Source organism: Sphingomonas abietis, assembly GCF_027625475.1.
Classification (GTDB): domain Bacteria; phylum Pseudomonadota; class Alphaproteobacteria; order Sphingomonadales; family Sphingomonadaceae; genus Solisphingomonas; species Solisphingomonas abietis.
Map to the genome: position 1 here is coordinate 1375884 of NZ_CP115174.1, position 24850 is coordinate 1400733.

Below are 24850 nucleotides of genomic sequence, written 5' to 3' on the forward strand. Positions count from 1 at the left end.
GGATCAGGCCTCGGCCTTCTCCCGCGTCGCCGCCGGACGGGGGTGGGGCGGATGGGGCCTGTGCAGCCGGTGAGGGGCGGCGATGCGCGCCGAACGCTTCTTGAGCCAGATCAGCACGCCGGTGACGCTCAGCATCGTCACCGCGACACCGAGCAACGACGTGAAGATCTTGTAGGGCAGGCCGAACACCTCGGCCATGTGGAGCATGGTGAACCATGTCATCACCCGGTTCGCGCCGGTGGCGCCGATCGGATCCTGGAGATGGAGGGCGCGGCCTGTCGCGCCATCGATCCACACCATCGTCCGCCCGCCTTCGGACAGCGCATCGAGGCTGGTACGCGCATAGAGGGTGTAGGTGCCGCTGATCGCATCATAGCTCAGCATCGTCGGCCGTTCGGCCGTGAAGCCGCGCCGCGCCCCGATGCGACGAAGATCGTCCATGCCGCGCGCGATCGCGTCGCGCCGTCCGATCGGCGGCGTCGCGAGCGGCGTCGCCCGGGGCGGGGGGAGGAAACCTGCTTCGGCACCGAACAGGCTCATCACCGGCTGCTCGACGGAGGGCAGGGCCAGTGCGACGCCGGACCAGGCGAACACCAGCAGCACCGGCCAGAGCCAGAGGCCGGATGCGCGATGAAGATCGACGTTGAGCTTGTGCCCCCGCGCCCGGCGGACTTTCCACGCCGGCTTCCAGCGCCGCCACCACGCCTGGATGCCGCGCGCCGGATGGGGATAATGCTGGCGCATCGGCAGGGTCAGGCCGAAACCCACGAAGCAGTCGACGGTCCAGACCAGCGCCGCCACGCCGAACGCCCACATTCCCCACAGGCCGGCGACATAGCCGTAATGGAGCTGGTAGAGGAACGGCACGATATTCTCGGGGCCATCGCGCACGCCGCCCCAGGTGAAGGCCAGCCGGACCTGGCCGCTATAGGGATCGGCCCAGATCACGTCATAGGGCAGCGCCTTGCCGCCGGGCGCCGTCGCCACGAAGATCTGCATGGCATGGTCGCGCGGCACTTCGAGCGGGAGATAGGCGATCATGCCGCCGGTCTGCCGCTCGACCCGCTCGCCGATCGTCACCGCATCGAGCGGCACCATGCCGGGCGCGGGCGGGGTGGCGCGGGAGAGGCTGGGGCGGCTGGCGAAGCCGAGCGTTTCCTCGAACGGGATGATCGCGCCGGTGAAGCCGGCGATGGTCAGGAAGAAGGCCAGCGTCAGCCCCGCCCAGCGATGGACGATCACCCAGAAGCGCCGGGTGAACGGCAGGGCGAAGGTGTTCACGCTATGGGGCATCACGCTGCGTTCGCATCCGGCGCTTCATGATCGCGGCGGGACGCGCCGGGCCGGCCGGGCATGGCGTGCCGGCCGGCATTCGCCGTCCAGACGCTGTCCGCATCGCCGGCCGGCATCGCCACTGCCATCATCCATCCCGCCGCCATTGCCTGCATCATGTCCCGCCAAGCGTCTTCGAACGGTTCTCTACGGATAATGAGAACGACTCGCAACGGCTATCGCGATGACGGCGGCTTCCGCGCGATCCGGCCAGGCCCATCGGGCGAGTCCGGATCGTTGCGGCATGGGTCGCCTATTCGGCGCCGATGACGGTGTCGGCGCGGCGGGACAGCAGGATGCGGGCCTGGGCCGCGATCTGCGCCAGCATTGCCGGGCTGACCGCCGATGCGGTGCGCGCGCGCTGGACCAGGCGGGCGAAGCGCTCGACCCGCGCCTGGTGCTGCGTCAGCCATTGGTCGACCAGCTGGGCCGGGCCGATGCTTTCGGCGCGGGACAGGAAATCGAGCCGCAATTGCTCGAAATCGCGCGCCAGGCCGGCGGTGAGCAGCCGTTCCCAGCTGTCGGACGACGTCGCCCGCTGCGCCGCCGCCTTGGCCCAGTCGAGCCCCAGGGCCTCGCCCAGCCGGACATAGGCGCTGACCACGTCGACCTCTTCCCAGCCGCGACGCGCGGCCAGCGCGGCGATCGCGATCGCGCCGTCGAGTTCATAGAGGCGCGCCACGCGGCGGGCGAGATCGGGGCTGGCGCCGGTGGCGATCAGGCGATCGGTCAGCTGGGCGGTGGCGCCCTTCACTTCCGCCTTGATGATATCGTCGGCCTTGCGGTCCAGCCGCTCCACCCCGGCGCTGACCGCGGCCGACATCGCGCCGGGCAGGGCACTGGGTTCGGCGACGCGGATCAGGTCGGCGATGTGGAGACGGATCACCTGGGCGGCGACGTCGAGCAGCTCGAGCCGGCCGGTCTCCGGCATCGGCTCGGCCTCGATATCGGCGAACAGCCGGGTCAGGCCGAAGATCGTGTCGCAGGCGAGATAGGCGCCGGCAACGCGCGACAGGCTGACGCCTTCCTCTTCGGCCAGCTCGAACGGCGCGACCAGCCCGAGCCGGTTGACCACCGCGTTGGCGACCTTGGTGGCGATGATCTCGCCGCGCAGCCGGTGGGCGTCGATCGCCTCGGCGAAGCGCGCCTGCATCGGCGACGGGAAGGCGGCGTGCAGGATCGGCGCGAGCGTGCGGTCGCCGGTGATCGGCGAGGCCTCGATCGCGGCCTGCAAAGTCAGCTTGGCGTGGCTCAGGATCACCGCCAGTTCGGGGCGGGTGAGGCCATGGCCATCCTGCGCGCGGCGGGCATAGACGTCATTGCCCTGCAGCCCCTCGACCTTGCGGTCCATCCGACCGGCCGCTTCCAGCTCGGTGATGACGCCGACCTGGCCCGGCAACGCCGCCGGGCCGCCGCGCTCGGCGGCGGACAGCGACAGGGTCTGGAGGCGGTTATCCTCCAGCACGATGCCGGCGACATCGTCGGTCATGCTGGCGAGGAAGACGTTGCGATCCTCGAAGCTCAGGCGCCCCGCCGTCATCTCGGCGTTGAGCGCGATCTTGATGTTGACCTCATTGTCCGAGCAATCGACGCCGGCCGAATTGTCGATGAAGTCGGTGTTCGAGCGGCCGCCGAGCAGGCCGAACTCGATGCGCCCCGCCTGGGTGGTGGAAAGGTTGGCGCCTTCGCCGATCACCTTGGCGCGCAGCTGCGCCGCATCGACCCGGTTGGCGTCGTTGGCGGGATCGCCGGCGGCCGCGTTGGTCTCGCTGGAGGCCTTGATGTAGGTGCCGATGCCGCCGAACCACAGCAGATCGACAGGCGCCTTCAGGATCGACTGGATCAGGGTCTGCGGATCATAGGTGCCCGCCGCGATGCCGAGCGCTGCGGCGGCTTCGGTCGATACCGGAATCGCCTTCTGGCTGCGCGGGAAGATACCGCCGCCGGCCGAGATCAGCTTGGCGTCATAGTCCGCCCAGCTCGATGTCGGCAGCGCGAACAGGCGGGCGCGTTCGTCCCAGCTGGTGGCGAGATCGGGCGAAGGATCGAGGAAGATGTGGCGGTGATCGAAGGCGGCGACCAGCTTGATCGTCTTCGACAGCAGCATGCCGTTGCCGAACACGTCGCCGGACATGTCGCCGCAGCCGGCCGTCACGATGGTGTCGGCCTGCACGTCCACGCCCTTCTCGGCGAAGTGGCGCGTCACCGACACCCAGGCGCCGCGCGCGGTGATCCCCATCGCCTTGTGATCGTAGCCGTTGGAGCCGCCGGAGGCGAAGGCGTCGCCCAGCCAGAAGCCGCGCTCGACCGCGATCGCATTGGCGACGTCGGAGAAGGTCGCGGTGCCCTTGTCGGCGGCGACGACGAAATAGGGATCGTCGCCGTCGAGGATCGTCACCGCATCGGGATGGACGACCTTGCCCTCGGCCAGATTGTCGGTGACCGACAGCAGCGAGCGGATGAAGATGCGGTAGCTCTCGGTGCCCTCGGCGAGCCAGGCCTGCCGATTGGCGGCGGCCGGGAGCTGCTTGGGATAGAAGCCGCCCTTGGCGCCGGTCGGCACGATCACCGCGTTCTTCACCACCTGCGCCTTCATCAGGCCGAGGATTTCGGTGCGGAAATCGTCGCGCCGGTCGGACCAGCGCAGCCCACCGCGCGCGATCGGGCCGCCGCGCAGATGGATGCCCTCGACGCGCGGGCTATAGACCCAGATTTCGCGCCATGGCCGCGGGGCAGGCAGGTCGGGCACCTTGGCGCTGTCGAGCTTGAAGGCGAGCGCCTCGTCGGCGGCGGCCGAGAAAGCGTTGGTGCGCAGGATCGCCTGGATCAGCCCCCGCATCCGGCGCAGGATGCGATCATCGTCGATCGCGGCGACCGCGACCAGGCCTTCGTCGATCGCGGCCAGCGCATCTGCGGCCTTCTTCTCGCTGGCGTGCTGGGGATCATGCCGCGCATCGAACAAAGCGACGAAGGCACGGGTGACGCCCGGCGCGCGGGTCATCGCATCGGCGACGGTCGCCAGGCTGTACGCGAGGCCGGTCTGGCGCAAATAGCGGAACCAGGCGCGCAGCAGCACGACCGCGCGGGGTTCGAGACCGAGGCTGACGATCAGCTTGTTGAAGGAATCATTCTCGGCGCGGCCCTTCAGCACCTCGGCGATCGCCTGTTCGGCCACTTCGGCGCGGGCGAGCACGGAGGGGCGCGATCCGATCGGGGCATCGAGCAGGAATTCGTGGATATGGCCGAGCCGGCCGCCATCGAGCGCGGTCGGCACCTCCTCCAGCACGACGAAACCGAAATCCTCGAGCACCGGCACCACGTCGGACAGCGGCACCAGCCCGCCGGTGCGGTAGATTTTGAGGTGAAGCCGGTCCTCCGCATCCCCGGCCACGGCATAGAGGCGCGCGGCGCGGTCGCCGTCGTTCTCCAGCCCGCTGATGCGGATGATGTCTTCCGCCGCCTCGCTCGCCTCGGCGCGGGCGCGGTAGCCCGGCGGGAAGGCGGCGGCATGGCTGAGCGTCAGCCGTGCCGCGCGGCTCACGCCGAGCCGATCGGTTAGCGCCGCCTCGACCGCCGGCGCCCATCCGCGCACCATCTCCTCCAGCCGCCGATCGAGCAGATCGGCATCGGGGCGGGTGCCGCTGTCGGTGATCGCGACGGTGTAGCGGATCAGCGCGAGATCGCCGTCGCCGAGATCGATCGCCCAGCTGGTCAGCTGGCCGCCGGCGGCATCCGCGATCATCCGTCCGATCGCGGCACGCCGGCCGGTCGTCATCTCGTCGCGCGGCAACCAGACGAAGGCGAAGATATGGCGGCCGAGAATCTCGTCGACCAGCAGCAGCTTGGGGCGCGGCCGATCGGACAGCGACATCGCGGTCAGCGCGACCTCGCGCAGCGTGGCCGGCGCGAAGGCGATCAGCAGATCGTGGGGCAACTCGTAGATGGCATGGCGCAGCGCCTTGCCGGCGTGGCTGTGGGGATCGAAGCCGAGCGCCTCCTCCAGATCGGACAGGCGGCGGCGGAGCAGCGGCACCCGATCCGGGCGGGTCGCGAGCGCGCCGGAGGTCCACAGGCCGGCATGGAGATCGATGCCGGTGATGCGCGCGCCTTCGCGACGCGGCAGCACGATCAGATCGAGCGGCACCCGCCGGTGGACGGTGGCGAGGCGATCCGCCTTGAGCAGCAGCGGAGCCTCGTTGCCCGCCTCGAACCAGGCGATCGCGGCCGCGCGCGTGCCCGGAGACATGAAGGCGCTGGTGTCGGCGCGGGCGATGCCGAGATCGTTTTCGATCCGGCCATCGGTCGCCACCCGGCGATGCCCGAGCAGGGTCATGTTGCCATCCAGGAACCAGCGCAGCAGCGCGGCGCCTTCGCCATCGGGCAGCTTCGCCGCGCTATCCTTGAGCGCATGCTGGAGCAGGGGCCAATCCTCGACCGCAGCGCGGACATGGGCGAGCACGGCGCCCAATTCATCGACGATCGTGCGGCGTTCCTTCGCATCGACCCGCTCGATCTCCATGAAGATGATCGATTCGCGGCGTTCGCCTTCGGTGCGCGGCGGCAGCAGGCCGATCAGCTGGCCGTCGCCGTCACGCCGCACCGCGACGATCGGATGAAGCAGGCGATGCACCGAAAGCCCCCGCGCGGCGAGCGCGGCCGCCACCGAATCGACCAGGAAGGGCATGTCGTCGTTGACGATGGCGAGCCGCATCAGCCGTCGGCCGCTCTCGGCGCCGGTCGATTCGAGCGCGAAACTAGGCTTGCCGGGCTCGCGGCGGGCGGCCGCCTGGGCGACGAAGGCGGCGGCCGCATCCCGCGCGGCCTCATCGAAACCGTCGGTTTCGCCGGGCAGGGCGCCGGCCGTCAGCACCGCCGCAATCTTGCGGACGAGGGCGTCTGCCACCTCCGTGTCGCCGGTGCCGGGGGTCGTTTCGCTCGCCACAGATGCCGTCATGTCTTCCGCTCCTTGCGCGGTTTCGCCCCGTGTTCAGGGCCGATGTCGCGGTCGATATGCGCCCCTCGACGTCGTCGCTCAACCCTTTGACGGGGCTTGTAAAGCGAAAGCAACGGCGCGTCTGGCAGAGACACCCGTAGCGCGGCTTTGTTGCGTTTGGGCGGCGCTGTCAGCGCGTGATCTTGCGGATCGCCCGATCGACGAGGCCCTGCTCCTCGGGCACCGGCGCGATCACCGCGAGCCGGCCATCCTCCTCGCGACGGGCGAGCAGCAGCACGAACTCGCCGGCGTCGGACGGCAGGTCGATCACCATCTGCGGCGCGACCTTGCGCAGCGCGGCACGGGCGATCTCGGCATGGCTCGGCGGTGCCGTCGCCGGCTTGCGGGCCTGGCGCTCGGCCGCGACCATCGCCTTGAGGCCGCCCGGCTGCAGCTCGATATGATCGGCGAGCCCGCCCGCTTCGATGCCGACGCGCTGGGCATAAGACAGGGTGGCGGCGAATTCGGTGGCACGCGCCTTGTCGACATGGATGCCGAAGACCAGCTTGATCACCGCCGTCATCGGTGCGCGCGCCTGCACCTTGATATCGCAATCGGCCAGCAGCTCGGCATATTCGGCCGGGCGGATATCGGCGAGCAACGCGAAATCATAGGCCAGGCCGAGCGCGCGATAGAGCGCTGCGCGGCTCTTGAGGCGGGCGCCCTGCGCGGCCTCGGCTTCATCGCGGGCGGCGGCAAGATGATCGGCGAGGGCGGCATTGTGGCCGGGGAACAGCAGATCCTCCTCCTGCTCCTCGTCCTCGGCGCCGTAGCCGGACGGTATTTTCTGCGAGGTCGGCGCCAGGGCGCCCGACGGGCCATCCGCCCAGACCGGCGCGTCCCAGGCCGGCCCGCTCTCGGCGGCGGGGCTCATGAGCGGCGCGTCCATTCGGGCGGCTTCGGTGGCGGGCTCCGGCGCCAGCTTGGCCTGGAGCGACGCCTCGCCGGTTCCGGGGGCCTCCTTCCAGTTGATCACGCCGTAGACGAAGTCGATCGTGTCGTCGTCCGACGAGAAGGGCATCAGGATGCCGCGATACAGGGTGTTCAGCCCGTGCTGGCCGACGAATTCGGCCTCGAAGCCGATCGGCGCGCGGTTGGCGATGATCTGGAGATAATGGTCGGTCAGTCGCGACAGCAGCGATCGACTCGGCACGTCCGAAATATTGTGGATGTCGTGATCGAGCCCGCATTCGCGGCGCAGCGCGGCGCCGAGGAAGGTGATAGCCGGATTCTCGACGCCGCCGGTGAAATCGAGCAGCACCGAATGCGGCCCGAAATCATCCGAATGTTCGGGATCGAGATCCTCGATGCACGGATAGGCCCGGCCACCGAGCATCGAAACCCAGAAATTATAGGCGCGGACATGCATCCGCCGCTCGTCGTTGCCGATCGCGGGCGCAGGCGGCCGCACGACGTCGAGCGCGGGTTCCTGTCCCTCGCTGGGATCGTGATCGATACCCCGCATGCCGTCCATTCGATGCTCTCCAGCGCTGCCATACGCGGCACGGGCCACGCGGTCGCCCGATCATGCGGGGGCTATGGTTGAAATAGCGTAAAGTCTCTGCACGCCAGCGCTTGCGAGCACCGCAGACCGCTGCTAGAGGCGCGCCACCGGCAGGCCGCTTTAGCTCAGCTGGTAGAGCATCGCATTCGTAATGCGGGGGTCACAGGTTCGAGTCCTGTAAGCGGCACCATTTCCGGTCAAAGATGGGCACCATGCCCATGAGGCCGGGTTCCGTCTTTCCGACGGCCCGTTCGAGCAGTCGGGTCGATCCGGAGATACGGATTTTCTCCTGGTCGATCACGACTTCCGAGACGAACAGCGCGACATAGGCCTTGCGGAGGGCGGGGTCGTCGCCGTGCAGGCGGTCGCGCACCAGCGCCGCGAAAGCATCCACCATCTCGGGCGTCACCCGCTTGCTGCGCTTGCCGATCTGCCGCTCGAGCGTCTCGATGCTCGCGGCGAGCGAGGCGACGCGCCCATTGGTTTCGGCGAGCATCGTCGTGAAGGTCGGATCCTTGAGCGATGCATGGCCGTCCGCGACGAGTTCGTAGAGATTGCGCAGGCGCGTTTCGGCCTGGGTCTTCTGGAGCCGTGCCTGGGTGAGATCCCGCGCGCGGCGTTCGTCGGCCTCGGCGGACGCCTCCAGCATCTCCGACAGCAGCATGCGCAGGCGCGCCGGCTCGAAGATCTGCGCATCGAGCGCGGCGAGGACGACACCGTCGAGCCGCTCCTCGCGGATATGCGGACAGCCGCAGCGCGCGGCCCCGGCGCTCACCTTGGCGTTGCAGGAATAATAGGAATAGCGACCGCCCTTGCCGGTGCGGATCGTCATGCCCTCGCCGCAGAGGCCGCACCGGGCGACCCTGGTGAGCAGCGTCGGCCCGTTGACGACGCGCGGTGGCGTGACGGTGGGCCGGCGGGTCGCGCGCAGCGCTGCGACCGCGTCCATCGTCTCGTCGGGAATGATCCGCGGGCAGTCGACGCGAACCCAGCTTTCCTCGGGCGCGCGTTCGCCCTGCTCGTCGAGCGTCATGTCGAAATAGTGACCGCGATAATGGGTGCGGCCGAGGATCCCGGCGACGTTCGAATTGCTGAACTTCGCGCCGCTCGCGAGCGTGTAGCCGCGCGCGTTGAGCCATTCTACAATCTCTATGCCGCCTTCGGTTTCGTCCTGGCTGAGCCGATCTCCTTCAATCCGGTCCCCGGCGCGTCGTTTCTTGCCCTTCGTCTGTGATCGGCTCGGCCGCTAACGACCCCTTATCGTCGTTCAGGCGCTCGATCAGCGCTCCCAATTGCTGACCTATCCTATCTCAACGCGTGCGTCCCTGCCGCAGCGACCGGCGGGACGTGGTGGGTTCCTTCCCAATCGGTTTCAGCGGCGTACAGGTCCAAGTGGACTATCTGCTCCGGTCATTTGCACCGTCGACTGCCCGCGTCGTTCGCACGAGCACGTCGCGCAGGATCGTCGTCAACCAACTCGACAAGTCCGTAACAATCGTGTCGAGAGTCGCGAACTGGCCAGCGGCGCTTGATACATGCCAACGTCAGGCAGAGCGCGACCGGCGCTACGGCACCGGCCATAACTATGCCCTTAGAGAGGAAATGAGGCGGCCGACAGCATCGCGGACTGGTTTTAAATCGAAGTCGTTCGACAGACCCTCTTCACCGAAATTTTTTGCGAGCGTATCGATTCCGAACAGCGCTCGCGGCAGCCGAGGATGAAGGAGATCCGCCAACAGCTGCTGCGCGGCACGTTCGCTCGGCTCGGTTTGCAGAGAGAAGCGTATTTGCAGGAAGGTCTGCACAAGAAGCTGCACCTGTTCGAACATCACGTCGAAATATTGCGCGGCCCCGTCAGGAAACCGGTCGATCTCGGCCATGCTGACGCGCATCGTCTGGATCGAAGGCTCGTACAGCAAAATCTCGAGGTAGCGGGCACAAAACAGGGTGAGCGCCTCCACGGGATCGTCTCCGTAGTCGGCGGGTGTCTTCAGACGCCCCAGAAACAGACCGCGGACCAGATCGATGACAGCCAGGAAAAGCCTCTCCTTGCTTTCGAAATGGGCATAGAGTGATCGCTTGGACGTCGATGCGCGCGCCGACACCTCATCCATCGACGTGCGTTCGAATCCCAGCTCGAGAAACGCATCCTTGGCGGTCCAGAGGATATGTTCACGAAGAGCTTCACCGCGTCGAGCCATTCCGCTTCATGCTCGCTAATTGCCCTGTTGACAACATATATACTCTACCGTACCGTTTACATCGTTGTCGCAGGAGATTGCGTTATGATCGTCGTTACCGCCCCCACCGGAAACATTGGCAGACAGCTTCTCGACCATCTCGTGAACGGCGACGAGCCCGTCCGTGTCATCGCGCGGGATCCGGCTCGTCTTCCCGAAAATATCCGTGAGAGCGTGGATGTGATCGTCGGCTCGCATGGCGACGCCGAGGTCGTGTCCGAGGCCTTCGATGGCGCCGACAGCGTTTTCTGGCTGGTGCCGCCCGATCCCAAGGCCGCCAGCCTCGATGAAGCCTATTCTGGATTCAGCCGGCCGGCCTGCGACGCGTTCGTCGCCCAGGGCGTGAAACGCGTCGTGTCGATTTCGGCACTGGGGCGCGGGACGTCTGTTGCAGGTCGGGCCGGACACGTCACGGCCTCGCTCGCCATGGACGATCTGATCGCCAGCACCGGCGTCGCTTTCCGTGCGCTGACGATGCCTTCGTTCATGGACAATCTGCTCGGTCAAGCGGGGGCGATCAAGGAGCGTGGCATGTTCTTCTCGCCGATGGTCCCCGATCGCAAATTCCCCACCTGCGCTACGGCGGACATCGCGGCAGCCGCTGCCAATCTGCTGCTGGATCATGGCTGGACTGGCCAGGGGCATATCGCGGTCCTGGGTCCTGAGGATCTGTCTTTCGACGAGATGGCTGTCATCCTGTCGGAGACGATCGGTCGGTCGGTGGCGTTTCAGCAGATCCCGATGGACGCCTTTGCGCAGAGGATCGCGGGCTTCGGCATGTCCGAGGTCATCGTGCAGGGTTATGTCGACATGATGACCGCCAAGAATGAGGGTCTGGACAACGCCGAACCGAGGACGGCGGGCGCGACTTCGCCGACCAGCTTTCGCACCTGGTGCGAGACGATTTTGAAACCGGCAATCCTGGGCTGACGAGCATCGCTGCGAGGACCGAGTATGGCTGACGCAATGAAAATTCTCGGTCCCGAGCCGGATCGGGCGATCGGCACGATGCCACGCACCGATAAGGGACCGGTGGCGCCGCCGCCGGTCCTCGCCCAGCCCTTCCAGGCGGTCGTCGATGCTGTCGCGGGGTGGCCCGGCGTCACTGCCACGATGCACTGGCATCTCTACCATCCGAACGACGTCGATGGCGTCGATCTGTATGTCGGCGAGGAGGAACTCGGCCATATCCACCTCGATGGGGCGATCCATCTCGCGACTGGCCCTGTGCTCGGTCGCCGTCTGGTCGCCGCAGCACTGGCGCGACCGTTTCGCCATGTCGGCGGGTGGGTCGAGGCGGACGTTTCCGTGATCGGGGCAGAGGCGGCAACGGCGCTTTTCAGACATAATTATGAGGCCATCCGCCCTCGGGAATGACGATCGCAAGGCTATGCTGAGCTTGCCGGTGACATTCGATGCGCCGAACCTTGTCGCAATTCGCTCGGGCCGAAAAACCGTGGTTCACCGGCTTGCCACATCGCCTCTCGCGCATTGCCAGCCGGGTGACGTCCTTTGGGTACGAGAGAGTTTCGGCGCCTTCGCTAGTGCTATGGGCAGAAACGCCCGCCTGTCCAAGGCCGACTATGTTCTCTTCCGGGACGGGGATTATCGCTGGCGGCATCCCAAACGCGAAAAGCCCGAACGCATTCGCGCTTTATCGCGAGCGGTATGGTTGCCCGGCACCATCATGCCGCATTGGGCTTGCCGCTTGAGCCTCGTGGTCACGAGCGCGGCTCTGCATCGGCTGCAAGACGTCTCACGCGACGATGCCATCCGGCATGGCTGTCGCCCGTTACCAACCTCGCGCGGGCCTTTCTGGGTGAGCCTCGGCCCACGACCCCGAATCTTCGCGTCACCGGAGGCGGCGTTTCGGCATCATTGGCAACTCACCCGACTGGAAGTGGGGGAGCGCTGGATCGACAATCCCGATGTCGTTACCATAGAGTTCGCAATGGCCTTGCCTTAAAAGCAGACATCAAAGACCGGAATGGATGGCGGCGATTTTTAAGCTGAAGTTCCGGAGCGGGAAAAGCGGAAAGCTCGACAAGTCGGCACTTAGGGCCGTTTTGATCAATCGATTCCGTGAGATAAGTACGTGCAATATCTTGGTTGCTGGCTCAGGCGCGACTGTACGCCTATTGGGCAACTGCCACTTGACTTGGCCGGCACCGTTCGCGAGCGACAGCTGTCGTTTTTCGGAGACAGAAAATGTCGCCTTTGTTCCCAGACCGCGACGATCGAAAAAGCGTGGAAGGTCGGCTGGGAATGACGGCTCCCGGGACTGCCCCGTTGCGCGGTCTATGGCGAGATCTGGGCGCTAGCTGACGTCGCCCTTGGGCTTCGACCGCCATAGAAGTGCAGAAAACATGGCAGCGGTGACAATGCAGGCCGCACCGAAGATCGCTGGAAAAGTCTCGTGGTCGGAACGCAGTGAGGTGAACAGCAATAGGCTGGCGATGCAGGCTAAGGCGGCTGACAATCCATGTCGCTGTGTCATGAGGTATGGAGACGCGAAAATGACGCCGGACCTCGCCGGCCACAAAGCGGCCGGCGATCGGATGATCGTCGTGCATGCCGTGCGGGCGAAACTCGCGCCTGCAGGGTATGATCTCGATGATGTCGAACTCCTCGTGAACGACGGCGGTGGATATGATTTCGACGCCGTCTACGATCTCGACCGCGGGGAGCTGATGCGCTTCGGAGTTCACCGTTTAGGCTGATCCCGCTTTGATTGGAGCGGACGGATCGCTGTAACCGTCTCGATTGCGAAAAGCCGACCGGGCAGAATGCCCTCATTTAGGCCGCTCCCAAGTGCGAAGGCGGGCGCCGGCGGACGATGTTCCCGTTGCAAATGCAGGTCATGTTGCTTGTACCTGGCTTTTCGATGGCACCGCTGCAGCAATCCCCCAGATCGCAATGCCAAGCAGCGAGAGCAGAGCCCCGGTCCAGCCGGCCCCCTTCCAGCCATAGCCTGCATCGATTGCCAGTCCTGCCAAAAAGGGCCCCAGGGCGTTGGCGAGATTGAAAGCGCTCTGATTAAGGGCGCTCGCCAAAGCCTGGGCCTCGCCGGCAACTTCCATGAGGCGGGTCTGGAGCACCGTCGCCAGCGCGCCGCCACACCCGATCAGAAAGGCGGTGATCAGGACTCCGCCGGTCGATCCGCAGAAAAGCGCAAAGAGCATGAGCGACACCGCGACGAAGGTCAGCAGCGCTCCGATCGCGAGCATGATCCGTCCTTCCGCGAGATGCGGAATGACATAGCTCCCGACAGTCATGCCAAAACCGAACAGGACCAGCGCGAGCGGCACCATCATTGGGCTGGCATGAACCCCTTCGATCAGGGTCGGGTGCCAGATAGGTATAGACGGCGAAGATCCCGCCAAACCCGATCGCCGTCGTCGCCAGCGTGAGCCAGACATGCAATTTGCAAAGCGCCCCCATTTCGGTCGTCAGCGCGACGGGCCGCGTGCGGATCGCCGGGACGATCATCGTGACGCTTGCGAGAGCTAGAAGCCCTATGGAGGCAATAACGCCAAAACTGCCGCGCCAGCCGATCGCCGTTCCCAGCCAGCTGGTCAGCGGCGCACCGACGATGGTAGCGCAAGTCAGCCCGAGCAGGACGCTGGCAACGGCGTGCGACCGCCCTTTGGCACCGCTCGCGGTTGCTGCCAGAATGATCGCCGACCCGAAATAGGCGCCATGCGGGATGCCGGCCACGAAGCGTGCCGCCAGCAGGCTGCCGTAGCTCGGGGCGATTGTGCTCGCCGCGTTTGCGAGGACGAACAGGATGAGCAGGCATTGGAGCAGCAGCTTGCGCGGCATTCTCGTGGTCGCCAAGGCGAGTATCGGCGCGCCTATCGTGACGCCCAGCGCATAGGCGCTGACGATATGAGCAGCGGTGGCGGCGTCGATCCTGAAATCCGCCTGGACGTCGGGCAACAGACCCATGGCGGAAAATTCGGTCGTGCCGAAGGCGAACGTGCCGGCGGCCAGCGCAGGCGGGATCCAGCGGCTGGAAGAAATGGGGGGCGGCGTCGTGCTGTCGTGAATGGCGCGTTGCTCCGGAAGAAGTCTGTCGAGAGGGTGACGGCGGCGCCGTTCGCTCGGGGCGCGGTGATGGCGCCCCGAGCGAACGGTCATTTCAGGCGAAATGCCGTGAAGACGTCGCCCAGCGCCGTTTGCATGGAGGAATTGCCGCCAGCTGCGATGACGACATACTGGTGTCCGTCTCGACCCATGTAGGTCATCGGGGTGGCGTATCCGCCGGCCGGCAATCTCGTCGCCCACAGCACCTTACCCGTGCGCTCGTCGATCGCCCGGAAATACTGGTCCTGCGTGGCGGCCATGAAGATCACGCCGCCGGCCGTCACGATGGAGCCACCGATATTGGGCGCGCCCAGCGGCAGCGGCAGGTGCGTAGCCATGCCGAAAGGCCCGCTGTTGGCCGCGTTGCCGATCGTGCGCTGCCACAGGATCTTGCGGCTCTTCAGATCGACGGCGGTAAGGAAGCCGTAAGGCGGCCGCTGGCACGGCACGCCGAGCCCGGTAAGGAAGGCGCCCCAGTGAACACCATAGGGCGTGCCGGCCTGCGCCGCGCCCGGCGCATTCTCGCCGCGCGGATCGGCCTTGGGCACGAGATGCTCTCGATTGGCCTCGGCGCGGGTGATCATCTCGTCATAGTCTGCCATGCGGTTGGAATTGACGATCATCACGCCATGTCCTTCGTCGACCGAGACGCTACCCCAGTCGATACCGCCGAGCTCACCCGGCGTGCGGATGCTCGGCCCAATACGCATCGGGGTGAAAGGGCCGTCGTAGCGCGCCTGGCGGAACTTGATCCGGCAATATTCCTGATCGAAGGGGGTGAGGCCCCACATATCAGCCTCGGTGAGGTTCGGCCCCACGAAGTCGGGCATCCCGACCGAGAAAGGTTGGGTGGGCGATGAGCGCTCCCCCGGCAGATCAGAGACAGGTACTGGCCGCTCCTCCACCTTGGTGAGCGGCTTGCCGGTACGGCGATCGAGGACGAACACCTGCCCCGACTTGGTGGCCTGGATCAGCGCCGGCACCGTGCCCTGGGCGGTCGGGAAGTTGGTCAGCACCGGCTGGGCGGCCAGATCATAGTCCCACAGATCGTGGTGTACCGCCTGGAACGTCCAGCGTACCGCCCCGGTCTGGCTGTCGAGCGCCACCACGGATGTCGAGAAATGATCGGTCGTGGGCGTGCGGTTGCCACCGAAATAATCGGGGCTGCCATTGCCCATCGGCACATAGACGAGGCCGAGCTTGTCATCGGCGCTGAACAGCGTCCAGCTGTTCGGCGTGGATGGGGTATAGTTCTTCCCGGGCGCCGGCGCGGCATGATCGTTGGGGCGGGCTGGATCGAACGCCCATTTCAGTTTGCCCGTGACGGCATCATAGCCGCGGATCACGCCCGGCGGCACATCGGTGGACTGGCCGTCGATCACGAACGCGCCGATCACCGCCGTGCCGTTGACGATCGTCGGCGGCGAGGTGGGGTAAGACCAGCCGATCGGGAACTTGCCCATGCGGTCGAGCAGGTTCACCTGGCCGTTTTCACCGAAGCTCCGGCAGACTGCCCCCGTCTTCGCATCGAGCGCGATCAGGTGGTTGTCGACCGTGCCGAGCAGCAGCCGGGTCGGGCATTCGGTGACACCCTGCGGCGCGCGATAGAAGGCCAAGCCACGGCATACCGGATGGGTGATGCCGGCATAGTCCATCTTCGGATCATGGCGCCAGAGCTGCTTGCCGGTGATCGGATCGAGCGCGAACACACTGCTGTAGGCCGTGCAGCCATAGACCGTTCCATCCACCATCAACGGCGTGACTTCCAGACCGCCCGGCTGGCTCGCACCATCGGGTTTCATGCCGGAATGATAGGTCCAGGCCTGCTCCAGTGTTTGGGCATTGTCGGCATTGATCTGCCGAAGCGGCGAATAGCGTGTGCCATGTTCGGAATTGCCGAAATGGGACCAGTCGCCATGGCCGACCAGCGCCGCATCCACGGGGCTGGGAGCCGAGAGCGAGCCGTGAGATGCGGGAATGATCGCGACCGGCATCGTCACGAAACCGAGCACCACCACCGCCAGCGCCGTCATGGGGGCGGCCCAGCCGATGTGCCGTGCGACACCTCCATCCCGCGAAAGCGAGCGCCGCACGGGCGGCAGGAGCAGCCACAGGCCGCCCACCGCCAGGAAGACGAGGCGAGGCATCAGCGCCCAGCCGTCCAGTCCCACTTCAGCAAGGCTCCAGATCACCGAAACGAGCAGCACCGCGTCATACAACAGCACGCCCGCGAAACGACGGCGCGCGATCAGATAGGCGGAGACGAGCACGGCCAGCCCAGCCAGCACATAATAGGGCGATCCGCCCAGCGTCGTGAGATAGGCGCCTGGAAGCGCCAGCGCCAAACCCGTCACGGCCAGCAACACGACGGTGAGATAGGGTGCCCGGCTGGGGGGGGACAAGCTCGGCGGCTCATTGCGCATGATTCAATCCTGTCTCGGGTGCGGGCTTCTGGCTCTCGCAACCCGCACCAATTTCCGATTTCGCTCGATCCATACCGTTAATGAATAGCTATGCAAACTTATTTGCATAGCTATTCGCAATGAGGTTGGTTCTGGTGCGGCTGGACGCGCTATACCCGTTGGCCCCGACAGCCTTCTGAGAGAGCCACCGTTGCCAGAGAAACCTCCTATTGCCACCGATCCACCATCGTCGATCGATGTGGCGCGCCTGGCAGGTGTCTCGCAATCGGCGGTCTCGCGCACCTTCACGCCGGGGGCCAGCGTGTCGCCTGTTATGCGCGAGAAAGTCGTCGCTGCTGCTGCTGCGCTGGGATACCAGCCCAACCTCATCCCCCGTATCATGGCGACGGGCCGCTCCGAAATCATCGCGGTTGCAGCGGGCGGCTTCTACAACCCTTATTTCACCGATATTCTGGAGGTGCTTGTCCAGATGCTCCGGGATGCCGGCAAGCAGATGATGCTGGTCCACACCGAGAGCGATCTGGCGCTGGACGGAGTCGTCAGCGAACTGGCCCGTTATCGGGTGGATGCCGTCGTCACGCCTCTTTCGATCCGCAGTCGATCCGTGGCGGATGCGCTCAACGCCCTGCGCATTCCGATCGTCACCCTGAACGCGGGGGTGACAGGCGGCCTGATCCGCGCCGTGATCTCGGACAGCGAAACCGCTTCCGCGCGGGCAGCTCAACTGCTCTGTCGGGCGGGCGGAACACGCTTCGGGTACATTGGTGGGCCGGAAAGTCCGCAACAAAACCTGCGCGAACAGGGGTTCGCGCGGCAATTGTCCATCCGTGGCGTCCATGAATATGCGCGCGCTATTGGGAACTTCGATTATGATGGCGGCTATCGGGCTGCGCTCCAACTGTTCGAGCAGGGCAGGCCCGATGCCATCTATTGCATGAATGATCTGGCGGCCCTCGGTGCGATGGATGCGATCCGCAGCCGGCTCGGTCTGCGCATACCCGAAGACGTTTTGATCATGGGCTATGACAATATCGCCATGAGCCAGTGGCCGACTTACGATCTGAGCACATTCGACCAGGACAAGCCCGCGATCGTTCGAGCCGTGCTGGCACAACTGGGCGAGACCGCGCCGCAACTGGCCCCTATCAGGATACCGGCTTCGTTGATCGAGCGGCGCACGACCAGCAGATCGACTGAAGTTGCGTGATGCGCGGCTTTGGCGTTTATCCCATGCTTGGCATCGGCGACATCTAAGCCCTGACGTCCGCTATGCACCTCCGCGTCGCCAGAAACCGGTTCGGGTGAAATCCACCAGGTTGAGCCCTTCCCCGACGTGTTGCGACATAGACATCTTTCGCGAGGGGGAGATCGGCAATGATGAAGACTTGGTCATTCCCTGCGCTGGCCGTTTTCGTGCCGCAAAACCTGAGCTAACCTCGCTCGTCGAAAGACAGGAGTGCAGGCGATGGCCCTTCGAAAAATCCCGATTCCAGCGTTCGCCCAACGCCGGGATCGTCCGACTCACTCGAATGAAGTCGGGTGCCGGCTCATGACGACTTTCCCGACCTCTGAACCGCTTTCAACCAGGCGATGGGCTTCTTTCAGAGTTTCCGCGTCAAAGGGGAAAAGCCTTCGCGTCATCGTGGAACGAAGCACGCCCGCATCGACCAGTGCGGCGATCTCGTTCAGGATGCGGTGCTGGCCGATCAGATCGGGCGTGCCGAACAGGGCGCGCGTGAACACCATTTCCCAATGCAGCGACACGCTCTTGGCCTTCAAAGGGGCGGCGTCGAGCGTATCGTGATCGTCGATCACGCCGATCTTGCCGTGCGGTGCAACGATCTCCACCAGCGCCGGCATGTGCCGTGCCGTATGAGTCAGCGACGCAACATAGCTGACCGGCGCCGCGCCGAGCGCCGCAACCTGCGACGGCATCGGCTGGCTGTGATCGATGACGTGATGCGCGCCCATCTCCAGACACCATTTGCGGCTTTCGGGTCGCGACGCGGTGGCGATGACTGTCAGCCCGGTCAGACGCCGCGCAAGCTGAATAAGGATCGAACCGACGCCCCCGGCACCTCCGACGACAAGCAGGGAAGGCGCCTCGGCCGGTTTGCCGGGCGCCACCCCCAAACGGTCGAACAGGAGTTGCCAGGCGGTCAGACTGGTCAGCGGAAGGGCTGCAGCCTCGGCGAAGGACAGCGTTGCGGGCATCATGCCCACCATCCGCTCGTCGACCAGGTGCAATTCTGCATTGGCGCCCGGCCGGGTGAAGGTGCCGGCATAGAATACGCGGTCGGCGGCCCTGAACAGGCTGGTCTCGGTGCCGCAGGCGACGACGGTGCCGGCGGCATCCCAACCAAGGGCATCAACCTCTTGCGGCACTGCGACGCTGCCGGAGCGGACCTTGGTATCGACGGGATTGATCGAGACGGCCTCGACACGGACCAGGAGATCGCGCGGGTCGGGCAGCGGGTCAGGGCGGTCAGTCTCGATGAAGCTGGCCGGCCCGGCGTGCTTTTGAAACAGGATGGCTTTCATGATTGTCCGTCAGGTCTGCGATGCGGGAAGCCAGTCGCGATGCCTGCCCGATTTGGCAAGTATGGCTATTTTCCGTACTGGCTTCCTGAAAGGGAAGTATCATGGCTGATCGACACTATCGCACCATCCCGGGTTGTCCGGTCGAAGTGACTCTGGATCTCATCGACGGGCGCTGGAAGGGCGTCGTCCTTCATCATCTGATGGCCGGGCAATGCCTGCGCTTCAGCGAACTGCATCGCCGCTTGCCCGGCATCACGCCCCGGCTGCTGACCAAGCAATTGCGCGATCTCGAAACCGACGGCTTTGTGTCGCGAACCGTTCATGCCGAGGTGCCGCCACGGGTCGAATACCGCATCACAGAAGAAGGAGAGAGCCTGCGCCCCCTGATCGAATTCGCCGAGACTTGGGGCAGGGCACGGATGGCAAGAGTGCAGGCGGCCCACGCCAGCCAACGTGTCGCATAAGGGTTGCCTTTCTCGGCGGCTGGGCCCGCTGAACGATATCAATTGGTGGGCTGTTGCAGAGGGCCATTGCGGAATGTCGGTTTCCCCTTGGGGGGCGTTCCGAAAACCTGTCCGAGCGGAACCCACCAGACCTCGCCATTCCCGAGTCGGAAAGCAGCGGACGGTCTGCAGTCGCCCACAGGCGGGCAATCCTGGCGGGTCACCGCGCCAAGTCGCGGACCACGCTTAAATGGTAATCCGCCGCCTCCTGCATCTCGGGGTTCCGGCCCGAGTCCGCCAAACACCAGACAACAACACACACACTTTTCAGAAGAGCATAGGCCGCGACAAGCTGCGGATCGGCATCAGGAAACATGGGCCATGCCTCGGCCGGTAGATTGGCAATGTCGTACTCGTGGGGGCCAAGACACGTATCCTCAAAATCCATCCAAAGAGGATTGCGACCGTCGTCGTCGAGTAAGAGGTTGCCGAGGTGCGAGTCTCCATGAAGCGCAACCCATCTGCCGTCGATCGCTTCGACTAGACGGCGCAGGCGCCGAAATTCCGTTTCCAACAAGTGCTTATCCGCCGCCGGAAGGACAGCGCCTAGATGATCGCCTGATAGGGTGTCCCAACATCGGTCCAAGGTTTCGGTGTAGGGCGGCAGCTTGCCGTCAAAATCCCTCAAGGCTTGGTGGACGGTAGCGAGCGACATCGCGGCCACTGACGCATCCGCTTCGCTCGCGGCCCTGCGATGCTCGGCATACGGCCAAAACGTCACGACGGTAGAAGCTCGAACATACGGCCCGGCAAACTCCGGGATCGGAGCCAGCGTAGGTGCGCCACGATCTGCGAGATAACGGGTAACGACTATTTCTCTGCCGGCGCACTCGCTCGCCGTGGCGATCGGCTCGCCAGACTGAACTCTGGCGACGATCTTGTGTGGTGCGATCAAAAGAGACGTGTGGTGCGCTGCCTTCAGGAGTGTCGGCACGACCTGACCGAACCCGATCTGCTGGCAGATCGACTTTACCGCCGACATCTCCTCAAAAACGCTCGAACGAGGCATGTACAGCAGACTGCGCAAGAAGCTGCCCTTCCGCAATCCACCATTTATGCCACTCGCTGGTAAAGCGGCGGCAGCGGTACGGAAATTTCCCAGTCCTCACAGTGCCCAGCTTTGGAGGCTTCCGGGCACCAGAACACCTGGGGAACGCGGCTGGAAAACCGCAGAAAACTGCGGTATATTGAGCTTTCGTTGGTCCCAAGTTTTCCCATCTGTTGCTCTTGCTGCGACCGTCGGACGCGGTTTCGGTGCCGCACATCTGGAATCGAGAACCAGCTCTTGCTCGGCCGGTTTCCCGACCTCTCGCTCCAGCAGGCGCGCCGGCTCGCCGGGGAGTCGGGCGTCGCGCGGTCATACCTCGGTAGGATCGGATCGCTGCCAAGCCAGAATTCACCGACTGGCTCAGTCGGCTGGTGCCGATGGCTTCGCGGCGGCGCGGCCTGTCCGCGCTGATGGGCGTCAACCGGGGCGCGGGGCGGTGTCGCCCGCATCGGCGACATCCTCTTCGCGTTCTCGTGAACGGCGGTTTCGCGCCTCGTCCGCCCGCGCCATCGCCGGCGTCGACAGCATGCCATGCAGAATGACCGACACAGTGATCGCCAGCGCCGAGATCGCCCATATCTGGTCCCGCTCGGCAAAGGCCTGGCGGTTGAAGGCATATTGCAGGTAGAACAAGGTGCCGATGCCGCGAATGCCGAAGAAGGCGATCAGCCCCCGCGGCCATCGCGTATGCCGCGATCCCAGGAAGCTGACCATGGCCGCGACCGGGCGGATGATGAAGATTAGCGCCACCGCCACGGCCGCGCCCATCGGGGTGATCGCCCGCAGCAGACCGGAGCCGAGGCCCCAGCCCAGGATCAGCAGGATGAGCATCACCAGCACTCGCTCGATCTGCGCGGCGAATTCGGCCATCGTGACATGGAAGCGATCTTCGGGCGCCGTCGAGCGGATCGCGATCGCCGACACGAACACGGCGACGAAACCATTGCCGTGCAGCATCGTGGTGATCGCATAGCATAAGAAGGTCGCGCCGATCGCGGCGAGCCCTTCGCCGGTGTCGGACAGCTTGATCGCCGGCAGCTTGAAGAGCAGCATCCCGACCGACTTGCCGACGGCAACCCCGATCGCGATCCCGACGACCAGTTCGCCGAGAAAATCGACGGCCAGCCAGCGTCCGTAGCCGGCTCCGCCCCCGGCGAGCATCAGGGCGAGCAGGATGAAGGGGAAGGCAAAGCCGTCGTTGAGACCGGCCTCGGCGGTCAGCGCGAACCGGGCCTCGCCGTCGTCGCCCGATCCCGGCGGCCCGGTCTGCACGTCGGCGGCGAGCACGGGATCGGTCGGCGACAGGGCGGCGGCGAGCAGCAGTGCCGCCGGCCAGCCGAACCCCAGGCCATAATGAGCGAGCAGCAGCAGTCCCGCGATCGAGATCGGCATGGTGAGCAGCAGCAATCGCCAGGCCGACTGCCATTGTCGCACGCCGAACTGCCGATCAAGGCGTAGTCCCGCGCCCATCAGCGCGATGACGACGATAATCTCGCTGATCTGCTCGCCGACAGTGCTGGCGCCGAGCGTCGTCGTGGTCGTCAGCCGGATCACCGACGTGAACGACAGCGCATAGCCGGCGGCGAGACACAGGATCGGCAGCGACAACGGGTATCCGCGCAGCATCATCGGTAGCCAGGTTGCGAGCAGGAGCAGCGCGCCGATCGCGAGCAGCAGGACGGGAGAGGAGATGGCGAGCATGGCCAGTCAACGACCGGCTCGCCAAGTTGCCCCGTCCGCTACAAAATTCAGCAATTGTTCGAGCACGCTGCGCCGTCACCAGCTTCCGCATCGCCGATAAAATGCTGGCCGATGCGCGACCGAGGGAACTCGCACGGCGTGCCTGCGTCTACCCGCCTCGATGGACAGTTGGCTGCCGTGACAACGGCTTGAGGTCGATCGCACACAATCTGATGATGGACCTTTGATGAGCAACGCCGCCGATGTTCGTACCTCTGCCAAACCCACAGATACCGAAACGCCCCGCGGGCTGTTGAACCGCGTCGCCTTCGTCGCGACGCTCGGCGGCCTCCTGTTCGGCTATGATACCGGCGTCATCAACGGCGCTTTGCTCTATATCCAGCAGGATCTGGGGCTGACCCCGCTCACCGAGGGCGTGGTGACGAGCGCGCTGCTGCTCGGCGCGGCGGTGGGGGCGCTGCTGTCGGGGCCGCTTTCGATGCGTCTTGGTCGCCGTCGCACCATCCGGCTGCTGTCGTTCGTCTTCATGATCGGCACGATCGCGTGCTGCCTTTCGCCCACAGTGCCCGTGCTGATCGCTGCGCGCGCCTTTCTGGGGCTCGCGGTCGGCGGCGCTTCGGTGGCGGTGCCGACCTATCTTGCGGAGATCGCGCCGCCGAACGGGCGCGGTCGGCTCGTCACCCGCAACGAACTGATGATCGTCTCGGGCCAGTTGCTTGCCTTCGCCTGCAACGCCGGGATCAGCATCGTCTGGGGGCAGGAGCCCGGTATCTGGCGGTGGATGCTCGCCGTCGCCCTGATCCCGGCGATCGGCCTGTTCGTCGGCATGATGACGGTGCCCGAAAGCCCGCGCTGGCTGGCCGCCCACCATCACCCGGAACGGGCCGAGAAGGCCTTGCGCCGGCTGCGCTCGCGCCAGGCAGCCGACGCCGAGATGGCCGAGATTCTCAAGGCGGGCGACGCATCGGGCCAGCGCAAGCCGCGCTTCGATATCGCCATCCTGCGGGAGGGCTGGATCCGCCGCATCCTGCTGATCGGCATCGGCATCGGCATCATCCAGCAGCTCACCGGCGTCAATTCGATCATGTATTACGGAACCCAGATCCTGACCCAATCGGGATTCGGACGTAATGGCGCGCTGCTCGCCAATATCGCCAATGGCGTGATCTCGGTGGCCGCGACCTTCCTGGGCATCTATCTGCTCCCAAAGGTAGCGCGGCGGACGATGTTGACGATCGGGCTGAGCGGCACGACCGGCACGCTGCTTGCGATCGGCATGATCTCGCGCATCCTCGGCCAGTCGACCGAACTGGCCTTCATCATCCTGCCGCTGATGGCGACGTTCCTGGCGTTCCAGCAGGCCTTCGTCTCGCCGGCGACCTGGGTGCTGCTGTCGGAGATATTCCCGCTCAAGGTCCGGGCGGTGGCGATCGGGCTGTCGGGTCTCGCCTTGTGGCTGGCGACATTCTCGGTCGGCTTCCTCTTCCCGCTGATGGTGGCGGGGCTCGGGCTCAGCCTCACCTATTTCCTGTTCGCCGCGGTCGGTATCGGCAATCTGGTCTTCACCCGGCTGTTCGTTCCGGAAACCCGGGGCAAGACGCTGGAGGCGATCGAAGACATGCTGCGGCATCACCACAGCACCGCCTGAGGTCACGCCGCCGCCTATAGCGGGTTCGGCTCCGGCGCGGTTCGGCTGCGTCTGGTCCGGTGGTTTCGGGATCGCCGATGCGATCGGCTGACAGAAAATCCGCTCTTCGGCGGCGATAGCATTTCCGTCTTCGATCGCTTGCCTCTAACTGGAGCCGTGTCCACCGCGCCGCTTCTCCGCCTCGTCGAACTGCGCAAGAGGGTGCCGGGGGGCCGGCTGCTCTTCGAGGGCCTTTCGATCGCGCTTCAGGCGGGCGAACTGATCGCGATCATGGGCGAGTCGGGGGTCGGCAAGTCGACGCTTCTCAATCTCGTCGCCGGGCTCGACTCTCCGGACGCGGGCTCGGTAATTCTCGGTGGCGTCGATCTCGCTGCTCTCGGGGAGGATGCGCGCGCCGCGCTTCGCCGGGAACGCATCGGTTTCGTCTTCCAGGCCTTCCATATCCTGCCGCACCTGACGCTCGGCCAGAATGTCGGGCTTCCGCTCGCCCTGCTGCGCGCGGCCCCGGCCGAGATCGATGCGAGGGCCGCGGATCTCTTGGCGGCGGTGGGGCTGGGGGGGCGCGAAGCCGACTATCCCAACCAACTTTCCGGCGGCGAGCTGCAGCGGGTCGCGATCGCACGGGCGCTCGCTCATCGCCCTGCGCTCCTTCTTGCCGACGAGCCGACCGGCAATCTCGATCCCGAGACGGCGGCGATGGTGCTGTCGCTGCTCATCGCTCAGCTTCGCCAGGCAGGGGCGGGCGGGCTGCTCGTCACCCACTCCGACGTCGCCGCCGCCAGCGCGGATCGCGTGGTCCGCCTCACCGCCGACGGTCTCGTGCCCGCGTGA

Annotated in this window: 20 protein-coding genes, 1 tRNA gene and 1 pseudogene; 10 read left to right on the forward strand and 12 right to left on the reverse strand. The window is 65.6% G+C overall.

Annotation, left to right across the window (positions count from 1 at the left end; translation table 11 throughout):
• Positions 1 to 3: 3 nt before the first annotated feature.
• The 4 genes from PBT88_RS06640 to PBT88_RS06655 form a co-directional block, all read right to left on the reverse strand.
• On the reverse strand, positions 4 to 1293 hold the full coding sequence (locus PBT88_RS06640; protein WP_270078426.1) for a PepSY-associated TM helix domain-containing protein: 1290 nt from the start codon (positions 1291 to 1293) through the stop codon (positions 4 to 6).
• Positions 1293 to 1439, reverse strand: coding sequence for a hypothetical protein (locus PBT88_RS06645; RefSeq protein WP_270078427.1), 147 nt, complete (start codon positions 1437 to 1439; stop codon positions 1293 to 1295). The genes PBT88_RS06640 and PBT88_RS06645 overlap by 1 nt, the downstream gene beginning before the upstream one ends.
• A gap of 146 nt (positions 1440 to 1585) precedes the next feature.
• Entirely contained in the window at positions 1586 to 6286 is a 4701-nt protein-coding gene (locus tag PBT88_RS06650; protein ID WP_270078428.1) for an NAD-glutamate dehydrogenase, read from the reverse strand.
• Positions 6287 to 6455: 169 nt separating this feature from the next.
• Positions 6456 to 7799 (reverse strand): PAS domain-containing protein, encoded by a 1344-nt coding sequence (locus PBT88_RS06655; protein WP_270078429.1) that lies wholly within the window; start codon positions 7797 to 7799, stop codon positions 6456 to 6458.
• Positions 7800 to 7943: 144 nt separating this feature from the next.
• Here PBT88_RS06655 and PBT88_RS06660 point away from each other — a divergent pair.
• Positions 7944 to 8019 (forward strand) — tRNA-Thr (locus PBT88_RS06660).
• On the opposite strand, the gene PBT88_RS06665 is transcribed toward PBT88_RS06660, so the two are convergent.
• Positions 7990 to 9024, reverse strand: a complete 1035-nt coding sequence (locus PBT88_RS06665; RefSeq protein ID WP_326521583.1) for a recombinase family protein — start codon at positions 9022 to 9024, stop codon at positions 7990 to 7992. The two genes, PBT88_RS06660 and PBT88_RS06665, sit on opposite strands and share 30 nt — an antisense overlap.
• Positions 9025 to 9412: 388 nt before the next feature.
• Positions 9413 to 10030, reverse strand: a complete 618-nt coding sequence (locus PBT88_RS06670; RefSeq protein ID WP_270078430.1) for a TetR/AcrR family transcriptional regulator — start codon at positions 10028 to 10030, stop codon at positions 9413 to 9415.
• Here PBT88_RS06670 and PBT88_RS06675 point away from each other — a divergent pair.
• The 4 genes from PBT88_RS06675 (at position 9998) to PBT88_RS06690 (ending at position 12789) form a co-directional block, all read left to right on the forward strand.
• Positions 9998 to 10999 carry an NmrA family NAD(P)-binding protein gene (locus PBT88_RS06675; protein ID WP_270078431.1) on the forward strand — a complete coding sequence of 334 codons (1002 nt, stop codon included), beginning with the start codon at positions 9998 to 10000 and terminating at the stop codon, positions 10997 to 10999. The genes PBT88_RS06670 and PBT88_RS06675 overlap by 33 nt on opposite strands.
• Before the next feature lie 78 nt (positions 11000 to 11077).
• A complete protein-coding gene (locus PBT88_RS06680) occupies positions 11078 to 11446 on the forward strand; it encodes a luciferase domain-containing protein (protein ID WP_270078432.1) in 369 nt (122 codons plus the stop codon).
• Positions 11447 to 11459: 13 nt separating this feature from the next.
• Positions 11460 to 12035 (forward strand): hypothetical protein, encoded by a 576-nt coding sequence (locus PBT88_RS06685; protein ID WP_270078433.1) that lies wholly within the window; start codon positions 11460 to 11462, stop codon positions 12033 to 12035.
• 550 nt (positions 12036 to 12585) lie between these two features.
• The gene (locus PBT88_RS06690) at positions 12586 to 12789 is read left to right on the forward strand and encodes a hypothetical protein (protein ID WP_270078434.1); all 204 of its coding nucleotides are present in this window, start codon (positions 12586 to 12588) and stop codon (positions 12787 to 12789) included.
• 138 nt (positions 12790 to 12927) lie between these two features.
• Here the strand turns inward: PBT88_RS06690 and PBT88_RS21035 are convergent, their stop codons facing one another.
• Together PBT88_RS21035 and PBT88_RS21040 are read right to left on the reverse strand one after the other, a co-directional pair.
• Positions 12928 to 13383: an MFS transporter gene (locus PBT88_RS21035; protein ID WP_326521571.1), complete on the reverse strand. Its 456-nt coding sequence runs from the start codon at positions 13381 to 13383 to the stop codon at positions 12928 to 12930.
• A 97-nt stretch (positions 13384 to 13480) separates the two neighbouring features.
• Positions 13481 to 14017 (reverse strand): annotated as a pseudogene (locus tag PBT88_RS21040) (MFS transporter); the annotation flags it as partial.
• On the opposite strand from PBT88_RS21040, the gene PBT88_RS21045 reads away from it, so the two are divergent.
• Complete coding sequence (locus PBT88_RS21045) at positions 13968 to 14117, forward strand: hypothetical protein (protein ID WP_326521590.1); 150 nt, start codon at positions 13968 to 13970, stop codon at positions 14115 to 14117. The pseudogene PBT88_RS21040 and the gene PBT88_RS21045 sit on opposite strands and share 50 nt — an antisense overlap.
• 88 nt (positions 14118 to 14205) lie before the next feature.
• Here the strand turns inward: PBT88_RS21045 and PBT88_RS06700 are convergent, their stop codons facing one another.
• Positions 14206 to 16578, reverse strand: coding sequence for a membrane-bound PQQ-dependent dehydrogenase, glucose/quinate/shikimate family (locus PBT88_RS06700; RefSeq protein ID WP_270078435.1), 2373 nt, complete (start codon positions 16576 to 16578; stop codon positions 14206 to 14208).
• 238 nt (positions 16579 to 16816) lie between these two features.
• Here PBT88_RS06700 and PBT88_RS06705 point away from each other — a divergent pair, with 238 nt between their 5' ends.
• A complete protein-coding gene (locus PBT88_RS06705; protein ID WP_270078436.1) occupies positions 16817 to 17785 on the forward strand; it encodes a LacI family DNA-binding transcriptional regulator in 969 nt (322 codons plus the stop codon).
• Positions 17786 to 18099: 314 nt separating this feature from the next.
• Here PBT88_RS06705 and PBT88_RS06710 read toward each other — a convergent pair whose 3' ends face one another.
• Positions 18100 to 19119 (reverse strand): zinc-binding alcohol dehydrogenase family protein, encoded by a 1020-nt coding sequence (locus PBT88_RS06710; RefSeq protein ID WP_270078437.1) that lies wholly within the window; start codon positions 19117 to 19119, stop codon positions 18100 to 18102.
• Positions 19120 to 19220: 101 nt separating this feature from the next.
• Here PBT88_RS06710 and PBT88_RS06715 point away from each other — a divergent pair, with 101 nt between their 5' ends.
• A complete protein-coding gene (locus PBT88_RS06715) occupies positions 19221 to 19583 on the forward strand; it encodes a winged helix-turn-helix transcriptional regulator (protein ID WP_270078438.1) in 363 nt (120 codons plus the stop codon).
• A gap of 199 nt (positions 19584 to 19782) precedes the next feature.
• On the opposite strand, the gene PBT88_RS06720 is transcribed toward PBT88_RS06715, so the two are convergent.
• On the reverse strand, positions 19783 to 20649 hold the full coding sequence (locus PBT88_RS06720; protein WP_270078439.1) for a phosphotransferase enzyme family protein: 867 nt from the start codon (positions 20647 to 20649) through the stop codon (positions 19783 to 19785).
• A gap of 438 nt (positions 20650 to 21087) precedes the next feature.
• A complete protein-coding gene (locus tag PBT88_RS06725; protein WP_270078440.1) occupies positions 21088 to 22371 on the reverse strand; it encodes a cation:proton antiporter in 1284 nt (427 codons plus the stop codon).
• Positions 22372 to 22597: 226 nt separating this feature from the next.
• Between PBT88_RS06725 and PBT88_RS06730 the strand changes: the two genes are divergently transcribed.
• Both PBT88_RS06730 and PBT88_RS06735 read left to right on the forward strand, forming a co-directional pair.
• On the forward strand, positions 22598 to 24019 hold the full coding sequence (locus tag PBT88_RS06730; RefSeq protein ID WP_270078441.1) for a sugar porter family MFS transporter: 1422 nt from the start codon (positions 22598 to 22600) through the stop codon (positions 24017 to 24019).
• 156 nt (positions 24020 to 24175) lie between these two features.
• Positions 24176 to 24850: an ABC transporter ATP-binding protein gene (locus PBT88_RS06735; protein ID WP_270078442.1), complete on the forward strand. Its 675-nt coding sequence runs from the start codon at positions 24176 to 24178 to the stop codon at positions 24848 to 24850.

Bases quoted from the DNA above. Each gene is read 5' to 3' on its own strand.
- PBT88_RS06700 (WP_270078435.1), bottom strand. From the start codon at position 16,578: ATGCGCAATGAGCCGCCGAGCTTGTCCCCCCCCAGCCGGGCACCCTAT.
- PBT88_RS06725 (WP_270078440.1), bottom strand. From the start codon at position 22,371: ATGCTCGCCATCTCCTCTCCCGTCCTGCTGCTCGCGATCGGCGCGCTG.
- PBT88_RS06640 (WP_270078426.1), bottom strand. From the start codon at position 1,293: ATGCCCCATAGCGTGAACACCTTCGCCCTGCCGTTCACCCGGCGCTTC.
- PBT88_RS06650 (WP_270078428.1), bottom strand. From the start codon at position 6,286: ATGACGGCATCTGTGGCGAGCGAAACGACCCCCGGCACCGGCGACACG.
- PBT88_RS06670 (WP_270078430.1), bottom strand. From the start codon at position 10,030: ATGGCTCGACGCGGTGAAGCTCTTCGTGAACATATCCTCTGGACCGCC.
- PBT88_RS06690 (WP_270078434.1), top strand. From the start codon at position 12,586: ATGACGCCGGACCTCGCCGGCCACAAAGCGGCCGGCGATCGGATGATC.
- PBT88_RS06645 (WP_270078427.1), bottom strand. From the start codon at position 1,439: ATGGCGGCGGGATGGATGATGGCAGTGGCGATGCCGGCCGGCGATGCG.
- PBT88_RS06730 (WP_270078441.1), top strand. From the start codon at position 22,598: ATGAGCAACGCCGCCGATGTTCGTACCTCTGCCAAACCCACAGATACC.
- PBT88_RS21035 (WP_326521571.1), bottom strand. From the start codon at position 13,383: ATGATGGTGCCGCTCGCGCTGGTCCTGTTCGGTTTTGGCATGACTGTC.
- PBT88_RS06680 (WP_270078432.1), top strand. From the start codon at position 11,078: ATGCCACGCACCGATAAGGGACCGGTGGCGCCGCCGCCGGTCCTCGCC.
- PBT88_RS06655 (WP_270078429.1), bottom strand. From the start codon at position 7,799: ATGGACGGCATGCGGGGTATCGATCACGATCCCAGCGAGGGACAGGAA.
- PBT88_RS06710 (WP_270078437.1), bottom strand. From the start codon at position 19,119: ATGAAAGCCATCCTGTTTCAAAAGCACGCCGGGCCGGCCAGCTTCATC.
- PBT88_RS06675 (WP_270078431.1), top strand. From the start codon at position 9,998: ATGTTCACGAAGAGCTTCACCGCGTCGAGCCATTCCGCTTCATGCTCG.
- PBT88_RS06685 (WP_270078433.1), top strand. From the start codon at position 11,460: ATGCTGAGCTTGCCGGTGACATTCGATGCGCCGAACCTTGTCGCAATT.
- PBT88_RS06715 (WP_270078438.1), top strand. From the start codon at position 19,221: ATGGCTGATCGACACTATCGCACCATCCCGGGTTGTCCGGTCGAAGTG.